At 43.3% G+C, this 16,526-nt stretch carries 11 protein-coding genes; 5 read left to right on the top strand and 6 right to left on the bottom strand.

Annotated features, from left to right (window positions below):
- Positions 1 to 38: 38 nt before the first annotated feature.
- The 6 genes from MHN30_RS15765 to MHN30_RS15740 form a co-directional block, all read right to left on the bottom strand.
- Positions 39 to 1,985, bottom strand: a complete 1,947-nt coding sequence (locus MHN30_RS15765) for a winged helix-turn-helix domain-containing protein (RefSeq protein WP_239360306.1) — start codon at positions 1,983 to 1,985, stop codon at positions 39 to 41.
- A gap of 111 nt (positions 1,986 to 2,096) precedes the next feature.
- Complete coding sequence (locus MHN30_RS15760) at positions 2,097 to 2,972, bottom strand: DNA-binding domain-containing protein (RefSeq protein WP_239360304.1); 876 nt, start codon at positions 2,970 to 2,972, stop codon at positions 2,097 to 2,099.
- Complete coding sequence (locus tag MHN30_RS15755; protein ID WP_239360303.1) at positions 2,972 to 3,922, bottom strand: DUF692 domain-containing protein; 951 nt, start codon at positions 3,920 to 3,922, stop codon at positions 2,972 to 2,974. The genes MHN30_RS15760 and MHN30_RS15755 overlap by 1 nt, the downstream gene beginning before the upstream one ends.
- A gap of 13 nt (positions 3,923 to 3,935) precedes the next feature.
- Positions 3,936 to 6,248 carry a ferritin-like domain-containing protein gene (locus MHN30_RS15750; protein WP_130165817.1) on the bottom strand — a complete coding sequence of 771 codons (2,313 nt, stop codon included), beginning with the start codon at positions 6,246 to 6,248 and terminating at the stop codon, positions 3,936 to 3,938.
- 298 nt (positions 6,249 to 6,546) lie between these two features.
- The gene (locus tag MHN30_RS15745) at positions 6,547 to 9,798 is read right to left on the bottom strand and encodes a S41 family peptidase (RefSeq protein ID WP_205992132.1); all 3,252 of its coding nucleotides are present in this window, start codon (positions 9,796 to 9,798) and stop codon (positions 6,547 to 6,549) included.
- Between the two features lie 144 nt (positions 9,799 to 9,942).
- On the bottom strand, positions 9,943 to 10,746 hold the full coding sequence (locus tag MHN30_RS15740) for a putative porin (protein ID WP_239360302.1): 804 nt from the start codon (positions 10,744 to 10,746) through the stop codon (positions 9,943 to 9,945).
- Positions 10,747 to 10,916: 170 nt separating this feature from the next.
- On the opposite strand from MHN30_RS15740, the gene MHN30_RS15735 reads away from it, so the two are divergent.
- The 5 genes from MHN30_RS15735 to MHN30_RS15715 all read left to right on the top strand — a co-directional run bounded on the left by MHN30_RS15735 (position 10,917) and on the right by MHN30_RS15715 (position 16,418).
- Complete coding sequence (locus MHN30_RS15735) at positions 10,917 to 11,303, top strand: STAS/SEC14 domain-containing protein (protein WP_239360301.1); 387 nt, start codon at positions 10,917 to 10,919, stop codon at positions 11,301 to 11,303.
- A 142-nt stretch (positions 11,304 to 11,445) separates the two neighbouring features.
- Positions 11,446 to 12,138 (top strand): SDR family oxidoreductase, encoded by a 693-nt coding sequence (locus MHN30_RS15730; RefSeq protein WP_239360300.1) that lies wholly within the window; start codon positions 11,446 to 11,448, stop codon positions 12,136 to 12,138.
- 108 nt (positions 12,139 to 12,246) lie between these two features.
- Positions 12,247 to 12,903 carry an ABC transporter ATP-binding protein gene (locus MHN30_RS15725; RefSeq protein ID WP_239360299.1) on the top strand — a complete coding sequence of 219 codons (657 nt, stop codon included), beginning with the start codon at positions 12,247 to 12,249 and terminating at the stop codon, positions 12,901 to 12,903.
- An 82-nt stretch (positions 12,904 to 12,985) separates the two neighbouring features.
- Entirely contained in the window at positions 12,986 to 15,361 is a 2,376-nt protein-coding gene (locus MHN30_RS15720) for an ABC transporter permease (protein WP_239360298.1), read from the top strand.
- The gene (locus MHN30_RS15715) at positions 15,351 to 16,418 is read left to right on the top strand and encodes a lipocalin-like domain-containing protein (protein ID WP_239360297.1); all 1,068 of its coding nucleotides are present in this window, start codon (positions 15,351 to 15,353) and stop codon (positions 16,416 to 16,418) included. Before MHN30_RS15720 ends, MHN30_RS15715 begins: the two co-directional genes overlap by 11 nt.
- The last annotated feature ends 108 nt before the right edge of the window (positions 16,419 to 16,526 follow it).

Here is a 16,526-nt window from a genome sequence, read left to right as displayed (position 1 = left end):
GATATAAAGGTGGCGCACATGTGTGAGCCACCTTTATATTAGTGGTTTTCTGGTTCTGTTATTTTTACTTTAACTTGGTTTGCGCTAAGTGTTTTTGGTGAGTCAGCTAAAACCTTAAAAGGATGTAGTTGAACATCTGTGATCAAGCGAGTCTGCTCGTCAGATTTGCCCAATATGTCCAAAACTTGCGTGTTGACGTTATAGCGCCAGATAGTCGCCTGTTTGTCGGGAATAATCAGCTCATTCCCACGTAGGTAAAAACGCCAATGCAAGGTAATTTTGTTTGTTATTAGCTGTGGTTTGAGCGAATTGTTGACGAGTACTTTTAAGTTTGGCTCATCTGGTGTGGCTATATAGACAGTACCGTTTTTCTGTATTTGTGCCCAGTGAACCTGCCCCTGATAAAGTGGCTGTTTATGGTTGGTTACAGGGTCGAAAAGTACTAGCTGTTTATTGCCAAGATCATTGATGAGAAGGTAGTTACTTCCTTTTATTTCAATTGATTGCATTATAATTTGCTTTTCAAATAAAGCAGGAAAAACTTCAATGCCAGTGACTAAATTGATTTTCAGTAAGCTTTGTTTTGACGCTGCCCACAATTGTTTACCATCTTTTGTCCAGATAAAAGACGAGATATGTCCGTTATGGGTGAGTGGGATCTCTTGCTGCTCTTGCTTTAACCAAACTTCACTGGTACCTGTACGATTAGAGAGAAATGCAATGGCATTTCCACTTGGTTGGAATTGCCCTGATAGCTCGTCGTAGTGGCTGATTGTAAGTCGGCTTGTAGAGTGGTTGTCTTGAATATTAATCTGCTTTTGTTCTCGGACTTGTGTCGCTAAGTAGTTGTTATCTTTAAGATATTCAGTGATGTAAAACGATTCTGAGCCGATTGCAGTAATGGTTTGTACAAGCTGGAGGTTTTGGAAAATGTAGAGCGCAGATGCGGTTGAAAGTATATGTGTTGTATCTGGCCCATTTACTAGCACCAGCGAACGATCCAATTCTACACCAGACAATTTTTCTTGTTGAAGAAGAGAAAGCTCGTTTTCTCTGCTAATTATATAACTAGAGAGATAAGCCTCTTTATCTGGATCTTGGGTGAGTAAAGTAAGTTGACCCTCATTAAATGAGGACGCTAAAATTGTTGCAGTTATAGGTAAAGAAGTAAATGTGACTGAATCTGAGTGCGGAGTAAAAAGGGCATACCCGTTATTGGCGATAAGTAACACTTGATGACCAACCCAGTAGGCTTGCTGTACTTCGCTATTCAAGCAAGGAGAGATCACTTTTCTGGCAGCAAACCTTGGTAACACGACGATAGCTTGATGACACTTAGCTTGTGATTTTGTTTTGCGTGTTTCAATGAGTACTGCTTTTTTACCATATTTGTTAAGCTGAGGCTTGCCAACAAAATCCAATGCACGGGTAACTAACTTAGTTGTTTGGAAATCCAAATCCTTTACTTTTAGTTCCGCTGCTTGCGGCGTTCTGGCCACATATAACAACCTTCTACCTGAGGTAAGTGTCGCAGTGCTTTCCAACTCCAATCCGTAACTTACAGGTGTAACCTCTGAAAGTTGGAAATTAGCTTTTGGCATAGTTGAATAGATAAACAACATACCGAAGAGGGTGATGAAAGCTGCGAAATAGAGAATATAGGCTCTCAGCTTTTGGCTTAAATTAGTATGCTGATCCCCAACTTGTAAACGATAGCCCTTTTTATGAAAAGTCTGGATAATACGTTTATCACTATCCCCAAGTAGTTTTCTAAGCTGAGCGATACATCGTTGAAGTGCATTTGGGGCGACGACGGTATTTTGCCATACAGAATTAAGTAGGTGCTCTTGCGTAACAAGCGTTCCGCGATGCTGATACAGTATTTCAAATACTGCCAGCACCTTTGCCTCTAATTTGATTGTCTCATCAAGGTAGATAAGTTCACCCGTGGCTAAGTCTAGCTTACGGTTATTGATTGTTATCATTATTATTTGGGAACAGCAGTCGATACAGCTAGTCTATCTTGTATTGCCTATAAAAATAACCCATCAAGAGTTATTTAACTTTAACAACCGAACCTTTATTAGAAAATTGGATCAGCAGGGTGCTGGTTCATTTTGAATTATAAACAGCCCCCTATTAACCGCGCTTGGCAGCCAAACTGCTGACTGCGCTCTCAATATTTGAGTCTCCATATTCATGCGCTTAGCACAGTAGGTTATTGCTTCTTGATAGCGCAGCGGTTTTTCTCTCAAGTGCAGTATTAAATCCGCTTGCCAGTCATTTAATACATTCATTTTGATGCGATATTGTTGGCGCGATATTGCAATATGCGTTTGCTCAGGCATTGGCAAGGTGTACGGTTTTGCTTGCTCAAGCTGGGTTATAAGAGGAAGCAAAGGGTAATCGGTTTGAATGAGTTGTACGGATTCTGGCACCGACATGACAAAGTCTTCGGCAATGCCGCAAAGGAGTTCAATCTCGTTTATTAGCGCTGTTGATTTCTCGGTTTCCGGTCCTGATTTTAACAGTGCAAGCGCTTTGGCTCTTTCAAACTTAGCCAGCTCTGAAGGCAAGCTAAACATAGCTTGCTGGTGGGCATTAAAATCACCGCTAGGTTTAGTGTGTGCTAAAAAATCAGCGAAGCGTGAGCCTAGTTGATGTAGTGTCCAAGACTCTGAGGGTAAGGTGACAATAAAGGCTTTGGCGAAGGTGTCGAATACTTCGTCGCCCATAAACTGGCAAAGTAGAGCAAACTCTCCCCGAAGACATTCTACTAAACGCATCACATAGCCCGCAGCATAGATGTCTACTCTTCTCATGGCTCCCAGTGTTTTGCTACTTTTTACACAGTCATGCAGCGTTAAACCATGCGGATTTGCAGCGGTATTGAGCTTTTGTGGTAGGTCGCCTCGTACCATTAAAACGGTGCTAAGCCACTGCTGAGTTTGCGTTAAGTCTGGCGTTTTCATTATGTTAATTCTGCTCGCTCTTTGACGATTGGAGTTGACAGCGCGTTGGTGTTAGTAACTGTATCTTGCTTTGGAATATGCCCTGTCAGTACCAGTTTTGCTTTGCTTAACTCATCAACGAGTTCTGGAAAACTGGGAATATTGGCATCCCATTCTAGTAGGGTAGACACGCCACCTGTTAAGTGCTGCGCCAGTTGGTAAAGCTGCCAAACCTTGGCGGGCACTGGCTGGTCATGAGTGTCTATCAAACAATCACCGCAGTCACTAGGACCGGCAAGATGGATTTGAACGATGTGTTTATGGGGGAGTTGACGAATAAACGCTTCAGCGTCAAAACCATGATTAAAGCTACTAACAAAAACATTGTTTACATCCAACAGCATACCGCAGCCTGTTGCGGTGACTAACTCACTAAAGAACTCACTTTCAGTGAGGGTTGAATGTTGAAATTCAAGATATGTTGATGGGTTCTCAAGCACTAAAGGCCGTTCTAAAAAATCCTGTACTTGAGCAACACGGTTGATAACGTGTTGTAGGCTTTCGTCGGTTAACGGCATAGGTAGGAGGTCGTGACTATTCAAACCAGCGAGGCCTGTCCAACACAAATGATCGGAAATAAGCTGTGGCTTAACGAATTCACTTAACTCCTTAAGCTTGCTTAAGTATTCAAAGTTAAGTGGGTCACTGCTACCAATATTCATTGACACACCATGCATCACTAGCGGGTATTGTTCCTTTAACTGAACGAGGACATGCCGACCATAGCCGTGATTATCTATATAGTTTTCACTGATGATTTCAAACCAGTCGACGCCAAGTGATGTACCGCGCTCTAAATGGGACATAATAAAGGGATAGTGCTGGCTTCTCAGGCCAACACCAAACCCCAAGTCGGTGAGTTTTTCGATAGCGGACGCAGCAAGCTGCTGCGTCCGAATTGGATTTGTCATGCTATCTTTCCTATCAAGTTGATGGAGGAAGAGCTAGACGAATATCTGAAGGTTTTGGCTTCTCTTTAGGTTCGCCATCTTCGTTCAATAAACCATTGGCATTGCAGTATGCTTGCCAAGCAATATCGTATACGGCATCACCTTGTTTATATGGCATTAGCACATGATCTGTAGATTGATCGGTTGGAGCTTGTTGGCCTTTCGGATAAGTGTAATCAATAGCAGAGAAGCTGTTATCTTTTAGGTTAAACTTAAATAACTGCATATCGTATTCTTCATCGGAAAGTTTTGGGAAGAGTTGAGAGGCTGAGATAGGCACCGCACACCCACCCAAGTTATTACACTTATTATCAGCAGGTGCACTTTTTGGCCCTGTTGATACGCTACCACCACAGCTACCGCCGGGCGTTGTGCTATGAACAAAACCACAGCCACCTTGTGCTTTACAGTCGTTACTTCCCTTACAACTGTGATAGACCTCAGGAGGTGGTAAGTCATCCGAACCAATGTTGGTATAGCTCATTCCTTGGCAGGCGTGATAAAGGGTGTTCGGATTTTGCGGGGCGATGCCCGTTACTAAATCTGGCGCAATTCCTGTGGTTGCCCAGCAAATCGAAATCCTATCGCCTGAGCCACCCATTGCAGGGCCCGGAAATTCACTGGTTTTACCCGACCAATAACGATCAAGTGCTGTAGTTAGACCTTTAATTGTGCCTACCGCAGATTGACTAAATAGCTTGTTTGTTTCCTGCGTTTTTTTGTCTGTTTCCCTAAGATTATTGAGCGCGTGCACTACGCTATCTACTGGTGGAAGTTGTGGGTTACTTACGTGAGCTTCATCACCGCCGTTGGGATCCAATAATGCCTTCGTCCAACTATTACCCTCAGCAAACCAAGTTGACCAAGTCAGGTAGCGTTCTTTATGAGCCGTTGTTGGTTTTTCATAACTAACAATGAGCTTCATAGTATCGGTGAAAATTTGAAAGTGGTCTTTATATTTGTTGGTTATTCGGGCACAGGCTGAACCGGACAATGGCTTGCCATCGGTGCTCTTATAGTCGTGCTCTAAAGCTTGTTCATTTGGTTGAAAACGTGCATCTACAGTGCTCGGGTGAGCTGGATTAACCGCACTTTGTAATTTACCCAAAACATTCTGGGCCCAAGATTCTTCTGCCCAGCGTAAACATATCATTTTTGCAACGCCGTCACCTTCACCTTGATCTGTGATTGCATTCACATTATTCATGAGTGCTTCTTTTAACAAATTATGTTCATTACTTGTGTCAAGAGAGCCCTTTATTTCAGGAAATTGGGCTTGATATGAAGCATCATCGGGACGTTCATTAAAGTAGTTTCTCTGTGCTCTAGCGTCGTTTGCTTCAGCCTTTGAAAGCGCATAGTCGAGTAGAGTTGTGTTATCATCATACTCAATTTGAATATAGTCCCAATAACTCAAGTACATGTGTCCAATTGAGCCGAATAGTGGCAAATCACTTTCGGTGTAATCCGGTTTCCACCAGTTGTATGGTGCTTGTTCAAAATACTTCGGCTGTTTTGTTTTTGCATCTGGCTCTAAAAACTGCGGCTGAATAATTTTTTTAGCGTTTTCTTCAGTCTCTTCTATCAGCATAAAGAGTAAGGTCTGTTCTTTATTCAGCTCTGTTGCGTTAACGCGCAGGTCTTGTAATGTTTTACCAGGAAAAATTTGTTCGAAATAAGCCTGAACTTCTGGGCTTAGCTTAGATAAGTCTGTAGTACAGTCTGCAAAGTCCAAAATATGTGGAATACCGCTTTGATTGTTGTAGCACTTCCAACCGAATTTTTCGTCAATTAACGCCTGACTGGTGAAGCTCGGTGTGAGCCCTAACTTACTCGCCATATTAGAAGCGAGTTGCAGATGCAGCATCTCTTCAATAAATACACTATAAACACCATTAAACACCTGTTCATTGACATTAAGTTCAGAATCACTAAAACCAATAAACCTGTCTTCTAAATCGTAGTCGTAAGGAGACAATCGTTCTGAAGGTATGTATCCTGCAGTCGGACCAAGTCCAGGCCAGTAACGGCCGGGATAGAGATCTGAAGAGTCCGCAATCTGGTGTGTACCTTGAATCGAGTAGAGGCCGGTCATATAAAGTGGGATTGTGAATAACTCCACGTTAATCGCAGCTTGCGCAATTGCTTTCAGACAAGATAAATCAGCAGCCTTATACTCGCTACTGCGCGCTTTAATTTGTTGTTTTTGTGCACTGCTTAAGAGGATGTTGGCATCAATCTCTTTATCTACTTCTACCGATGGGCCTGTTTTGTTCTGCACATTCATGGTTTGCTCCTTTGTGACGGTGAACGTTGTGCAATACCACTGGCTTAAATAAAAAATAAGTTAGGATATAGGATATTTATCCAAGACAACTCAAAATTTAAGCAAGTTGATGACGGTGAGCGATGAACACTCGTTATAAAAAGTAGTCGTAAAAAGAGATAAGATCGATTACGAGATATTACATGGTGGTAACTTTTTTATAACTTATTTAAGGGGCACAAAGCGAATAAGCAGAAAGAGATAAAAGAAGTGGTTTAAAGTCAGAGCCTTAAACCACTTTGAGGAGCTAGTAACGCGCTCAGAACTTAGATGGTGCAGGAGGCACTGTCAGTGTTTTCTTCGGGCTATCTTTTAACTCTTGCAGTAGCTCTTTCACTGCACGCTCGACAGAAGGATCTTTACCTGCATGAACAAGTTCAGGTCTATCGATCACTTCGATATCAGGGCTGACGCCTTCGTTCTCTATAATCCAATTACCATCGTTATCTAGAATTCGGAAGGTTGCAGCGATAACCTGGCCTCCGTCAACAAGACTAGGATTGCCAGAGATCCCGATAAGACCACCCCAAGTGCGAGTACCAATCAGTTTGCCAAGGCCCGCCTGACGGAAGTAGTAAGGTAAAGCATCGCCGCCTGAACTTGAATAACCATTGATAAGCATCGCTTTTGGACCATCGTGTGCAAACGAAGGTGTTTTTGTTGGTTCAACACCACGGCGTTTCCAATAGTTAAGTGGTTTACGGGCAAGCCAAGTGATCATGTGCTCAGGGATAAAGCCGCCACCGTTATAACGGTCGTCGATGATCAGCGCATCTTTGCTCGTTTGTGGCATAAAGTTCTTAAATAATGAACGGTTACCATCATAATGAGTATTTGGCAGGTGAACATAGCCAATCTTACCGTTTGATAGTTTATCCACATAGTCTGCGCGTGATTGAACCCATGCCATGTAACGTAAGCCTTGCTCGCTGGCGACAGGTTTTACCGTGGTTTTCCAGCTACCATCAGAATTTGGTGATTTACTCAATACCAGCTCAACTTGCTCGCCTTGGGTGTTCTCAAGTAGCTCGTAGAAGTTAACCACGTCTTTTACCGAGCGGCCATTTACCGAGATGATGTAGTCTCCCGCATTGGCATTCACGCCAGTTTCATCGAGTGGTGAACGGTAGTCTTCATGCCAGTTCTCACCTTTGTAGATACGCTCAATTTTTACGTAGCCAGACTGATGAGCGCTTATTTCTGCGCCAAGTAAACCATGCTTTTTGCGCTCGGCTGTTGGGACATCACCAGATTGTACGTAAATGTGACCTGCGTTGATTTCACCCGCAATTTCGCTAAGTACATAGTCTAAGTCGCTACGGTGTGCGACAGCGCTGGCAAGTGGTTGATACTTTTCCAAGATAGCATCCCAATCTTGACCGTGGTGATGCTCGTCGTAGAACCAGTCGCGTAAGGTACGCCAGCCTTCTACATACATTTGTTGCCACTCAACTTGCGGGTCGATTTTCAGTGTCATCTTAGATAAATCAAGCTGACTGGCTTTTAAATCTTGCTTTGGCTTTGGTGCAATTACACTGAAGTTGTTACCAGCGCGAGCGATCAGGTGCTTACCACCAGCGGCAACTTTATAGCTGCTTACGCCTTCGGCGACGGTTTCAAGCTTGCTATCTGGTTCCGTGCCGAGGAGCTTTAACGCACCGTCAGTTAAGGTTAGTACGCCCCCTTCAACACCTGTAAGCGCACCGTAGTTACCCGCTGGGGCTGAGAGTGATACAACCCGCGACATAAAGCCGTTGGCCTCAATGCGATTTGCTTGTTTTTCGCTGTCCTTTTTCGTTTCATCGTCTGATTGAATGCTTAACTCATCACTTTCAAAGGCATTAAGTGGCTTAATCTCACTATTCACCGCAACGCTATAAATGCGTGTGGCATTATTAAACATATAATCAAATTCATAGCTGCTAAAGGTGAGGTTATAGTCACGCTCAGAAGTGAAATAAATGTAGTTACCGTCAGGCGAGAAAGTAGGATTACGCTCACTGGTCATGTTGTCAGTCAGTCGAGTGACCTTTTTATCTTCGGTATTATAGTGCCAAAGCGAGGCATAACGGTTTTCATTGTTTTTAACAAAAACAATATCTTCACTGTTTGGTGACCAAGTATATTCGGTTAGACCATCTTCGTCGTATTTGGCGGTATCAATTTTATGCATATCACCAGATTTCGCATCGACCCACCATAGCGTGTGGTTTTTATCTGCAAAGAGCAGTTTGCTGTTATCAGCCGACCAAATTGGCGTAAAGCGCCAGATGGTACCGTTGTCGGTTAACTGAATGGTTTTGTTGTTATTTGCTCTATCTTTGAGATAGATCTCATATTCACCTGTTTTATCGCTCATGTAGGCAATATAACGGCCATTCGGTGACCAGCTTGCTTCAATTTCACGGCCTTCTGGTGTGTAAGAGAGGTTACGAGTTGGACCCTGTTTTACTGGGACTGAGAATAACTCACCACGGGCAGTAAACAATGCACGCTTACCATCGTGTGATATATCCATAGAATCGATAAAGTCGCTAACGTTTTTACTATATGGCATGGCATATTGACGCACACCAGCAACATCGATTTTTAGCTTTTTAGTTGTCTTTGTCGCTTCGTCAAAGCGATATAAGTAACCGCCATTTTCGTAGACAATGGCATCTGGTCCGGCTGATGGCCACAGCACGTCAAAATCTTTGTGGTCAGTCATTTTAACCGGTGACTTGCCATCGCGATATTTATAAAGGTTGAGCGTGTAGTCACGATCAGACACAAAGTAAATACTGTCATTCACCCAAGTTGGTTGCTGATCTGTGGCTTTGTCAGTGGTGAGTTGTTTAGACGTATTGTTTTCAAGGTCGTAAATCCAAACATCCTGCGCTCGACCACCACGAGAGCGCTTCCAGGTTCTAAACTCTCTGTCGATTGGCGTGTAAACATACTTGCTACCATCAGGGGAAAGCATACCTCCGCCAGTTTCTGGGATGGCCATCGGCTGCTCAAGTCCACCTTCTACTGGTACCATATAGGGGCGACCCATACGTTTGCCCCACGGTGTTCGATTTGCTCTAAAGACGATATGTTTGCCGTCAGGCGTCCAATCCATCACACGGTAATCGAACCCACCACGAGGTGGCATTTGCCCAACATCGTTGTAATAAGTGAGTTGCTTTAATCCTGAACCATCAGCATTGATCACATAGATTTGACGGCTGCCATTATACTCAGCGGCAAAAGCGATTTTGCTGCCATCTGGAGAGAACTTAGGGAAAGTCTCAAACCCAATATGGTCAGTCAGACGTTGGCTTTTACCTGTGTTGGTATTGGCAATATAAATGTCGCCAGCATATACAAAAGTGACTTTATCTTTGTGAATATCTGGAAAGCGGAGTAGGCGGGTATCTTCGGTCTGATACGCTGAAACAAAAGGCGCGGCTGCCGCAGCAATGGCGAGCACGAGTGTTTTTATCTTCATCATAATATAGGCATTTCCGTTATTATTTTGATACATAATAACGATTGATAAACGAAATGCACCCAATTTAGATGAGTAGCTTGTTTCAAAATGTGAAAAAACACCCCAACGCGGAGTGTGGTCGCGAAGAGGTGTTGAGTAGTTGGGGGAGGTACAGATGTACCTCAATCATGTGTTGATTTAGAACTGAGCAACAAACGTTAGGTTGCTTGTTTCACCGCCGTCTGTGTCAACTACACTACCTTTAAGGTAGTAAGTGTCGTTGAAGAAGTATTTAGCTTCTACTGCTAAGTCTGAATCATATGAACCTAGACCAAGCGCAAAGTTGCGAGTGAAGTAGTAGTTTGCAAGCACGTTTGTTACGTTGTCGTCAAAACCATCAGTATCAATACGGTTGTGCTCTAAGTCGATTGTGAAGTAGCTGTCACCACCAACGTGCATGAAGTAACGTGCACTTAGGTTTAGGTAATCAAATTCGTCTTCAGTTTCAACTGTGAAACCAATGTAATCTGTAGAATTTAGTTCGTGATTGTACTCAGCTTTGAACCAAGTAGTATCACCGTTTTCAAACTCTTCTTGGCGAATGCTTAGCTTTAGGTTGTCGTTGTAAAGGTAACCAAAACCGAAAGAGTAATGGTCGTCAGCTTCGCCAAGATCTGCGATGCTAGCAGTTACAAACCATTCTTTAGTGATAAAGCCTTCACCACGAGCTGAGAAAGCATTTGAATAATCATCGTTAAAGTAACTTACGCCTACATTGCTGTCCGTATCAAGGTAGCCAAAGTCATCCCATACGCCTACTGATTCTTGAGGTGCGAAGAAATAGCGAGAAGAAAGCATCAGTGCGCGGTTGTCAGAGCCATCATAGTCATAATCTGTGTAACTAGCGGCGTTGAACCACTCTTTTTGTACGTTACCAGTGTTAGCCTGAGCTGCTGCTGAAACAAGTAGTGAAACAGCTGCGATAGATAGTAGTTTTTTCATAGTCATCCCTTTAATTTCCATATATTGAGCTACATCGACTCAACGGCGCGCATGGTAGTATTAGAAATCTGAACGGAAGCTGACAATAATGAAAAAAGTTTGGATATTGGCAAAAAAGCTGAGACTTAATTATGCTTTTTATCTATGAGATAAACATAAAGGAAGAGAACATGACGAATTCATTCCATGGTATATCAATAGGCACTGAGCGCTTTGGAGATGATATTTATCTCACACTTAAGCCTACAGGTAAACTCACTCATGAAGATTATGTTGTTATTACACCAATAATCGAGAGTGCACTTAAAGCAGTAACAACGCCTAAAATCTATGCATTTCTTGATGCGACTGATTTTGAGGGCTGGGAGCCAAGGGCCATGTGGGATGACTTCCGACTCGCCTTTGAGCATAGCACTGAATTTGCCAAAGTAGCAATATATGGCGGCAAAAACTGGCATCGACTTGCTGCAACAATAGGTAACTGGTTTGTTACTGGTAAAGTGAAGTATTTTGATGATAAAGGAGATGCATTGAATTGGCTTAATGAACGAGAATGATTAAAGTTGAATTAAATTCATGATTTGTGCGCTGTGGCTTGAGGCGCTAATCACGTATGCAAAAAGTGGATTATTCAACCTATCATCAGTATAGTGAATTAACACCATTGGCTTTTGTCATAACGGCTTAGGAGCTTCAACTGTGAAAAAAATACTGATCACTGGTGCAAACCGCGGTATTGGACTTGCGTTAACTAAAACCTATCTGCAGGCTGGTTGGCACGTGTTAGCAACTTGTCGAGACCCGCTTCTTGCAACAGAGCTGAATTCTCTTGCGCCAACTTTTCCTGAGCTCCAAGTATTTGCCCTAGATGTGACCAATTACGACCAGATGGAAGAATTAAGCGAGAAGCTGGCCCCTGTTGCCATCGATATTGTTATCAACAATGCGGGCATTTATGGGCCGAAAGATTATGCGTTTGGTGAAACCGATATAGAAGCGTGGCGAGAAGTGATGGAGGTTAATGTATTTTCCACCATGCGACTTGCTGAGCTATTTTACACCCATCTTTGCAACGGCAATGAAAAGATTTTTGCGGCCATTTCTTCTAAGGTAGGTAGTCACACCATGAATACTAAAGGCGGTGGCTATATCTATCGCAGTTCGAAGGCGGCGTTAAACTCAGTGGTAAAAAGCCTATCAAATGATTTGCTGGGTGAAGGGATCCGCACCGTTGCTATTCATCCCGGCTGGGTCCAAACGGAAATGGGTGGCCCTAATGCGTTAATTACCCCAGATGAGTCTGCAAATGGGATCTATTCCGTGTTATCTCATTTTGTGGATGCACAAAGCGGAGGCTTTTACGACTATAGCGGAGATGCTATTCCTTGGTAGTTAAACATTAGCTAACCTGCGCTGACACGAGAAATAAAAGATCCTGGCTACTTAACGAGACTGATGCATTGAGTAGCGCCCACATAGTAGTAAAGGAATGTGCATACAGTGGTAGAAGTTCAAAACTTAGTCTTCACGCGTCGTGATGGTGAAGTGCATCGAGCCGTATTAGATAAGCTTAGCCTCAGTATTGCCGCTAAAGAACAGGTCGCGATTGTTGGTGATAGTGGGTCGGGTAAAACTACCCTGATCCATCTTACTGGTGGTTTATTAAGGCCTGATAGCGGCAGCATTGTTATTGATGGCCAAAATATTACTCAATTTAATGATACCGAGCTGGCGCTCTACCGTCGTGGTTTGGGGATGATATTTCAGCACTATCAATTGCTTGCACCTCTATCCGTCTACGACAATATCGTTTTTCAAGCACAGCTCAATCAATTGAACCCAAAGCAAAGCGATGTTAATGCGTTGGCTGAGCGCTTGGGGATTTTGCATAAATTAACAGCCTTGCCTCAGCAATTGTCAGGTGGTGAGCAGCAGCGAGTTGGTATCGCACGTGCCATGATCAACAAGCCTAAGTTATTGCTGGCCGATGAGCCGACGGGAAACTTAGATGCCGCGAAAAGCGAAGAAGTGGTATTACTTCTACGTGAACTGTGCGAAGAGCAAGGCGTTAACTTGCTCATGGTTACGCACAGCCAACACCTTGCTGACAGCCTCGATAGAAAAATCACCATTCAAAATAACCGTGCTTATGGCTAAAACGATGGAGAGGCTGAGCGCGTTATCAGAAATTAGACTGATACTCACAGTTTTTATCCTGTTCTACAAAAGGCATCTTTGGTTGTTTTTGCTATTCGTTTTTGGCTTGTCCTTGGGTAGTGCTTTGCTTGGCTCAATTCGAGGACTAAATCAAGAAGCAACAGATCGCTATCAGCAAACCAGCGCACTTATTAACAATCCAATTAGCCACTTTGTTCGGCCAAGCGTAGGCCGCGAGCTGTTGACTGCCGATGTATGGATGGCGCTTCGAAACGCAGGAGTCGTATCTGCTGAGCCTGTTTTGGAAGGTGTGCTTATCCTGCCGAGCGGGAATAGGCTTCGCATCAAAGGAGTTAATACTTTGCAATGGCTGTCTGTGCCTAAAGCGCAATCACAGGGAGACAAGTTAGGCAACCAAACTGCATCGTTACAATTTGGATTTAGCACAATTTACGTATCTGACACGATGGCTCAACAGTTGTCGCTCAGTAGGCATGAAGTGATCAAGCTTCTTGATACGGATGTATACTTCGTTGTTGTATCGGAACTGACCGGTGATGTCGCATTAGCCGATATTGCATTAGTTGACCATTTACTGAATTCAGCAGGTCGAATAAGTTATATAGAGATCTCAAATGCAGTATTGGATGAGACAAAGGTTAGGCAGATTATTGGTGACAAAGCTCAGTTGCAAAGTGCACAAGCACAGTCATTCGACTCGTTGTCGAAGGCATTTTTCTTCAACCTGCAAGCACTTGCATTCCTAGGCTACGTAGTTGGCGCTTTTTTAAGTTTTAACGCCATAAAACTTTGTCTGCACGCAAGAAAAAAACTACATCAGCAACTCACACTACTCGGATGTATTCAAGCAAATGTAGTCGCAGCGGTAGTCATTGAGGTGCTCGTCTTAAGCTTGATTGCTGCATTGGTGGGCGCAGGTGTGGCTTTCTTGGGGGCGAACTTATTGGTGAGCGAGATCTCTATGGCGTTAGAGAGCTTGTTCGCGTTAGATAGGCGTTTACCGGTTAATTTCAGTTGGTTAGTCGTGTTGCAAGCATTTGTGTTAAACCTTTTGGTACTCGCCAGTGTAGCCTATTGCCAAGTAAGGCCTCTTACTTTTTACAAATCTTGGCAGAGTATAATAGTGAGTGGAGGTCTACTGGCTGTGGCCGCTGGGTATTTTTATCTTGGTAGCGAAGCGCCATTTCATGCGCTTGGGTTATGCGTTTGCCTTCTGTTACTCTTTTTTATGATAACACCAGTGGTACTACGAGCTGTGTTTGAAGGCATACCAACTCAGCATCCATTAGTTAAATGGATGAAAGCAGACAGTGGCGAGCAGATCAGAGTACTTGCAATCAGTGTTTATGCCGTATTGCTTGCGGTTGGCACTTCAGTAGGATTGCAAATTATGGTGAGCAGTTTTAGTTCAGCTTTGCAGATCCATTTAGATGGTCGCCTTAGCGCAGATCTATATGTGAGGCCTAGTGAAGTTACCGATGTGCAATATCAATGGCTCTTAAGCCAACAGGGTATTGAAAAGGTTGGTGTGTTCTGGCGTGCAGAGATAAGTTATGGCTTGAGCTCACGTCAACTAGATACTCTACCTGCGAGTTTGATTAGCTTTGGTCGCTCTGGCGAACATCACTACAATCTTACGCTACTTTCGGGAGCGCCTCCTAATAATGAGGTGCTTTACTATGATGCGAATAAGAACGTAAGTGGGTGTCTTGCTAATGAGCCAAGCAAATTATTGTATGGCGTAAAGATGGGCCAGCATATACGGTTGCAGCAAGGCAAAAAGCATATTAACTGTGAGATAACGGGTTTTTATTACGATTATGGTGAACAGCGCGCGGTGTTCGTCGCTGTTAGTGATGCAATTGAAAAGGCTGGGCTTAACTATGAAGCATATGGTTTTTCAATTGTTCTAAAGCCAGATATTGATACCGCTTTATTTAAGCAAAAGGTAATGCAGCAATTCCATTTAAACGACTCTCAAGTGGTTCAAAATCAGCACTTTAAACAATACGCTACGCGTTTGTTTGAACATACGTTTTACGCAACACACGCGTTAAATTTAATGATAGTTGCTATCGCGCTATTTGGGTTGTGGGTATCATTATTGACACTCGGCGCCAAGCAAATTCAACCTTTGGCCATCTTAAAAACATTAGGTGTTACCACTTGGCAAGCGTTTGCCATTAAATTAGGGCAAAGCGCCATTATTTTGCTGGTGAGTTTAGTGCTGGCGACGATACTCGGGGGAATGCTCGGCTGGATATTGCTTAAATTTGTGATGCCAATTGGCTTCGGTTGGACGATCCCTTTTCTATTACCTTATCTTGATATCGCGGTCTTTATCACCTTCATTTTCGGTTTAGCTTTGCTAGTTAGTGTACTACCTCTACTCAAACTGAGTCGTGACGATACTGCGGATCTGTTGTATGAAGACTAATTATTTTATCGTTTTATTACTGCTAATTGTGGGAGTTGGCTGCACACCGGAATTATCAGAAGCCCCTAATTCAAAAAATGATTTTTTCAATCTTGAGTTGGGCGACCCCGTTTCTCCTTCATACCAATTAAGTTTTCCACTTGATCACGGCAGTCACCCGGACCAAGGAATTGAATGGTGGTATGTTACTGCAAACTTAAAAAGTGATTCAGGGCAGGAGTTTGGTGTTCAATGGACGTTATTTAGAACTTCAGTTGTCAGCGGTCAATATGTCAGTCCATGGTGGGATGGTGAGTTATATTTTGCGCATTTTGCAATTCAAGACGATACAAGACACCAAGCATTCGAACGTTATGGCAGAGCAGGACAAGTAAAAATTCAAGCGGACCCATTTATCACGCAATTAGATAATTGGTATTTGCGCAGTGAGACGGAAACATTTTTTCCGTTAACGCTCTATGCTGAGGAAGAAAAAAACCGTGTTAATTTAACACTGAGAAAAAGTCCGATAGTGCTTCATGGGAAGAATGGCTACAGTGAAAAAACGTCCGACGGCCATGCCTCCATGTACTACAGCTATCCTTTTTTAAGCGTCTCGGGTGAGCTTAGTTTTCAAGGTGAAACACATCAAGTCAGCGGTGACGCGTGGTTCGATAGAGAATGGTCTTCCTCGTTTATCAGTAAATCACAACGCGGCTGGGACTGGTTTAGCATTCGCGGTCAAGATAGTTCGAATGGTGCACTAATGGTATTTTGCATTCGTGATAGCCAACAAGTCTACAAAGATTGCCGAGGCACTGAAATTACAGCTGAGGGTAGCGCGACAGAAATAGCGCATAAGGATATTCAATTAAGTGTTTTGGAGCAGGTTTCGTTAGATGGAGTAAGCTATCCATTTAAATGGCAACTACGGCTAAAGCACAGTCCTGTTATTCTGATCGAAAGTACCAACCGTGATGCGAGAAATCAGTTGACTATCCCGTATTGGGAAGGAAGAGTAAAAGTGTCCGGCGGCTATACCGGTGAAGGGTACGCTGAGCTAGTCGGATACGAATAGCCCGCATTGGTTATACCGACTAACTTGTACCTATATTGTCTTTATATTTCCTAGTGAGATAGTACTAGCCCACAATAAACATGAATTTATCCTGAAATCTTGTTTTGA

This window comes from Pseudoalteromonas sp. OF7H-1 (genome assembly GCF_022347825.1).
Lineage (GTDB): Bacteria > Pseudomonadota > Gammaproteobacteria > Enterobacterales > Alteromonadaceae > Pseudoalteromonas > Pseudoalteromonas maricaloris.
The sequence above is the reverse complement of the archived record's forward strand: the minus strand, read 5'-3'. Positions and strand labels throughout refer to the sequence as shown.

Bases quoted from the DNA above. Each gene is read 5' to 3' on its own strand.
- MHN30_RS15760 (WP_239360304.1), bottom strand. From the start codon at position 2,972: ATGAAAACGCCAGACTTAACGCAAACTCAGCAGTGGCTTAGCACCGTT.
- MHN30_RS15750 (WP_130165817.1), bottom strand. From the start codon at position 6,248: ATGAATGTGCAGAACAAAACAGGCCCATCGGTAGAAGTAGATAAAGAG.
- MHN30_RS15735 (WP_239360301.1), top strand. From the start codon at position 10,917: ATGACGAATTCATTCCATGGTATATCAATAGGCACTGAGCGCTTTGGA.
- MHN30_RS15740 (WP_239360302.1), bottom strand. From the start codon at position 10,746: ATGAAAAAACTACTATCTATCGCAGCTGTTTCACTACTTGTTTCAGCA.
- MHN30_RS15765 (WP_239360306.1), bottom strand. From the start codon at position 1,985: ATGATAACAATCAATAACCGTAAGCTAGACTTAGCCACGGGTGAACTT.
- MHN30_RS15755 (WP_239360303.1), bottom strand. From the start codon at position 3,922: ATGACAAATCCAATTCGGACGCAGCAGCTTGCTGCGTCCGCTATCGAA.
- MHN30_RS15715 (WP_239360297.1), top strand. From the start codon at position 15,351: ATGAAGACTAATTATTTTATCGTTTTATTACTGCTAATTGTGGGAGTT.
- MHN30_RS15745 (WP_205992132.1), bottom strand. From the start codon at position 9,798: ATGTATCAAAATAATAACGGAAATGCCTATATTATGATGAAGATAAAA.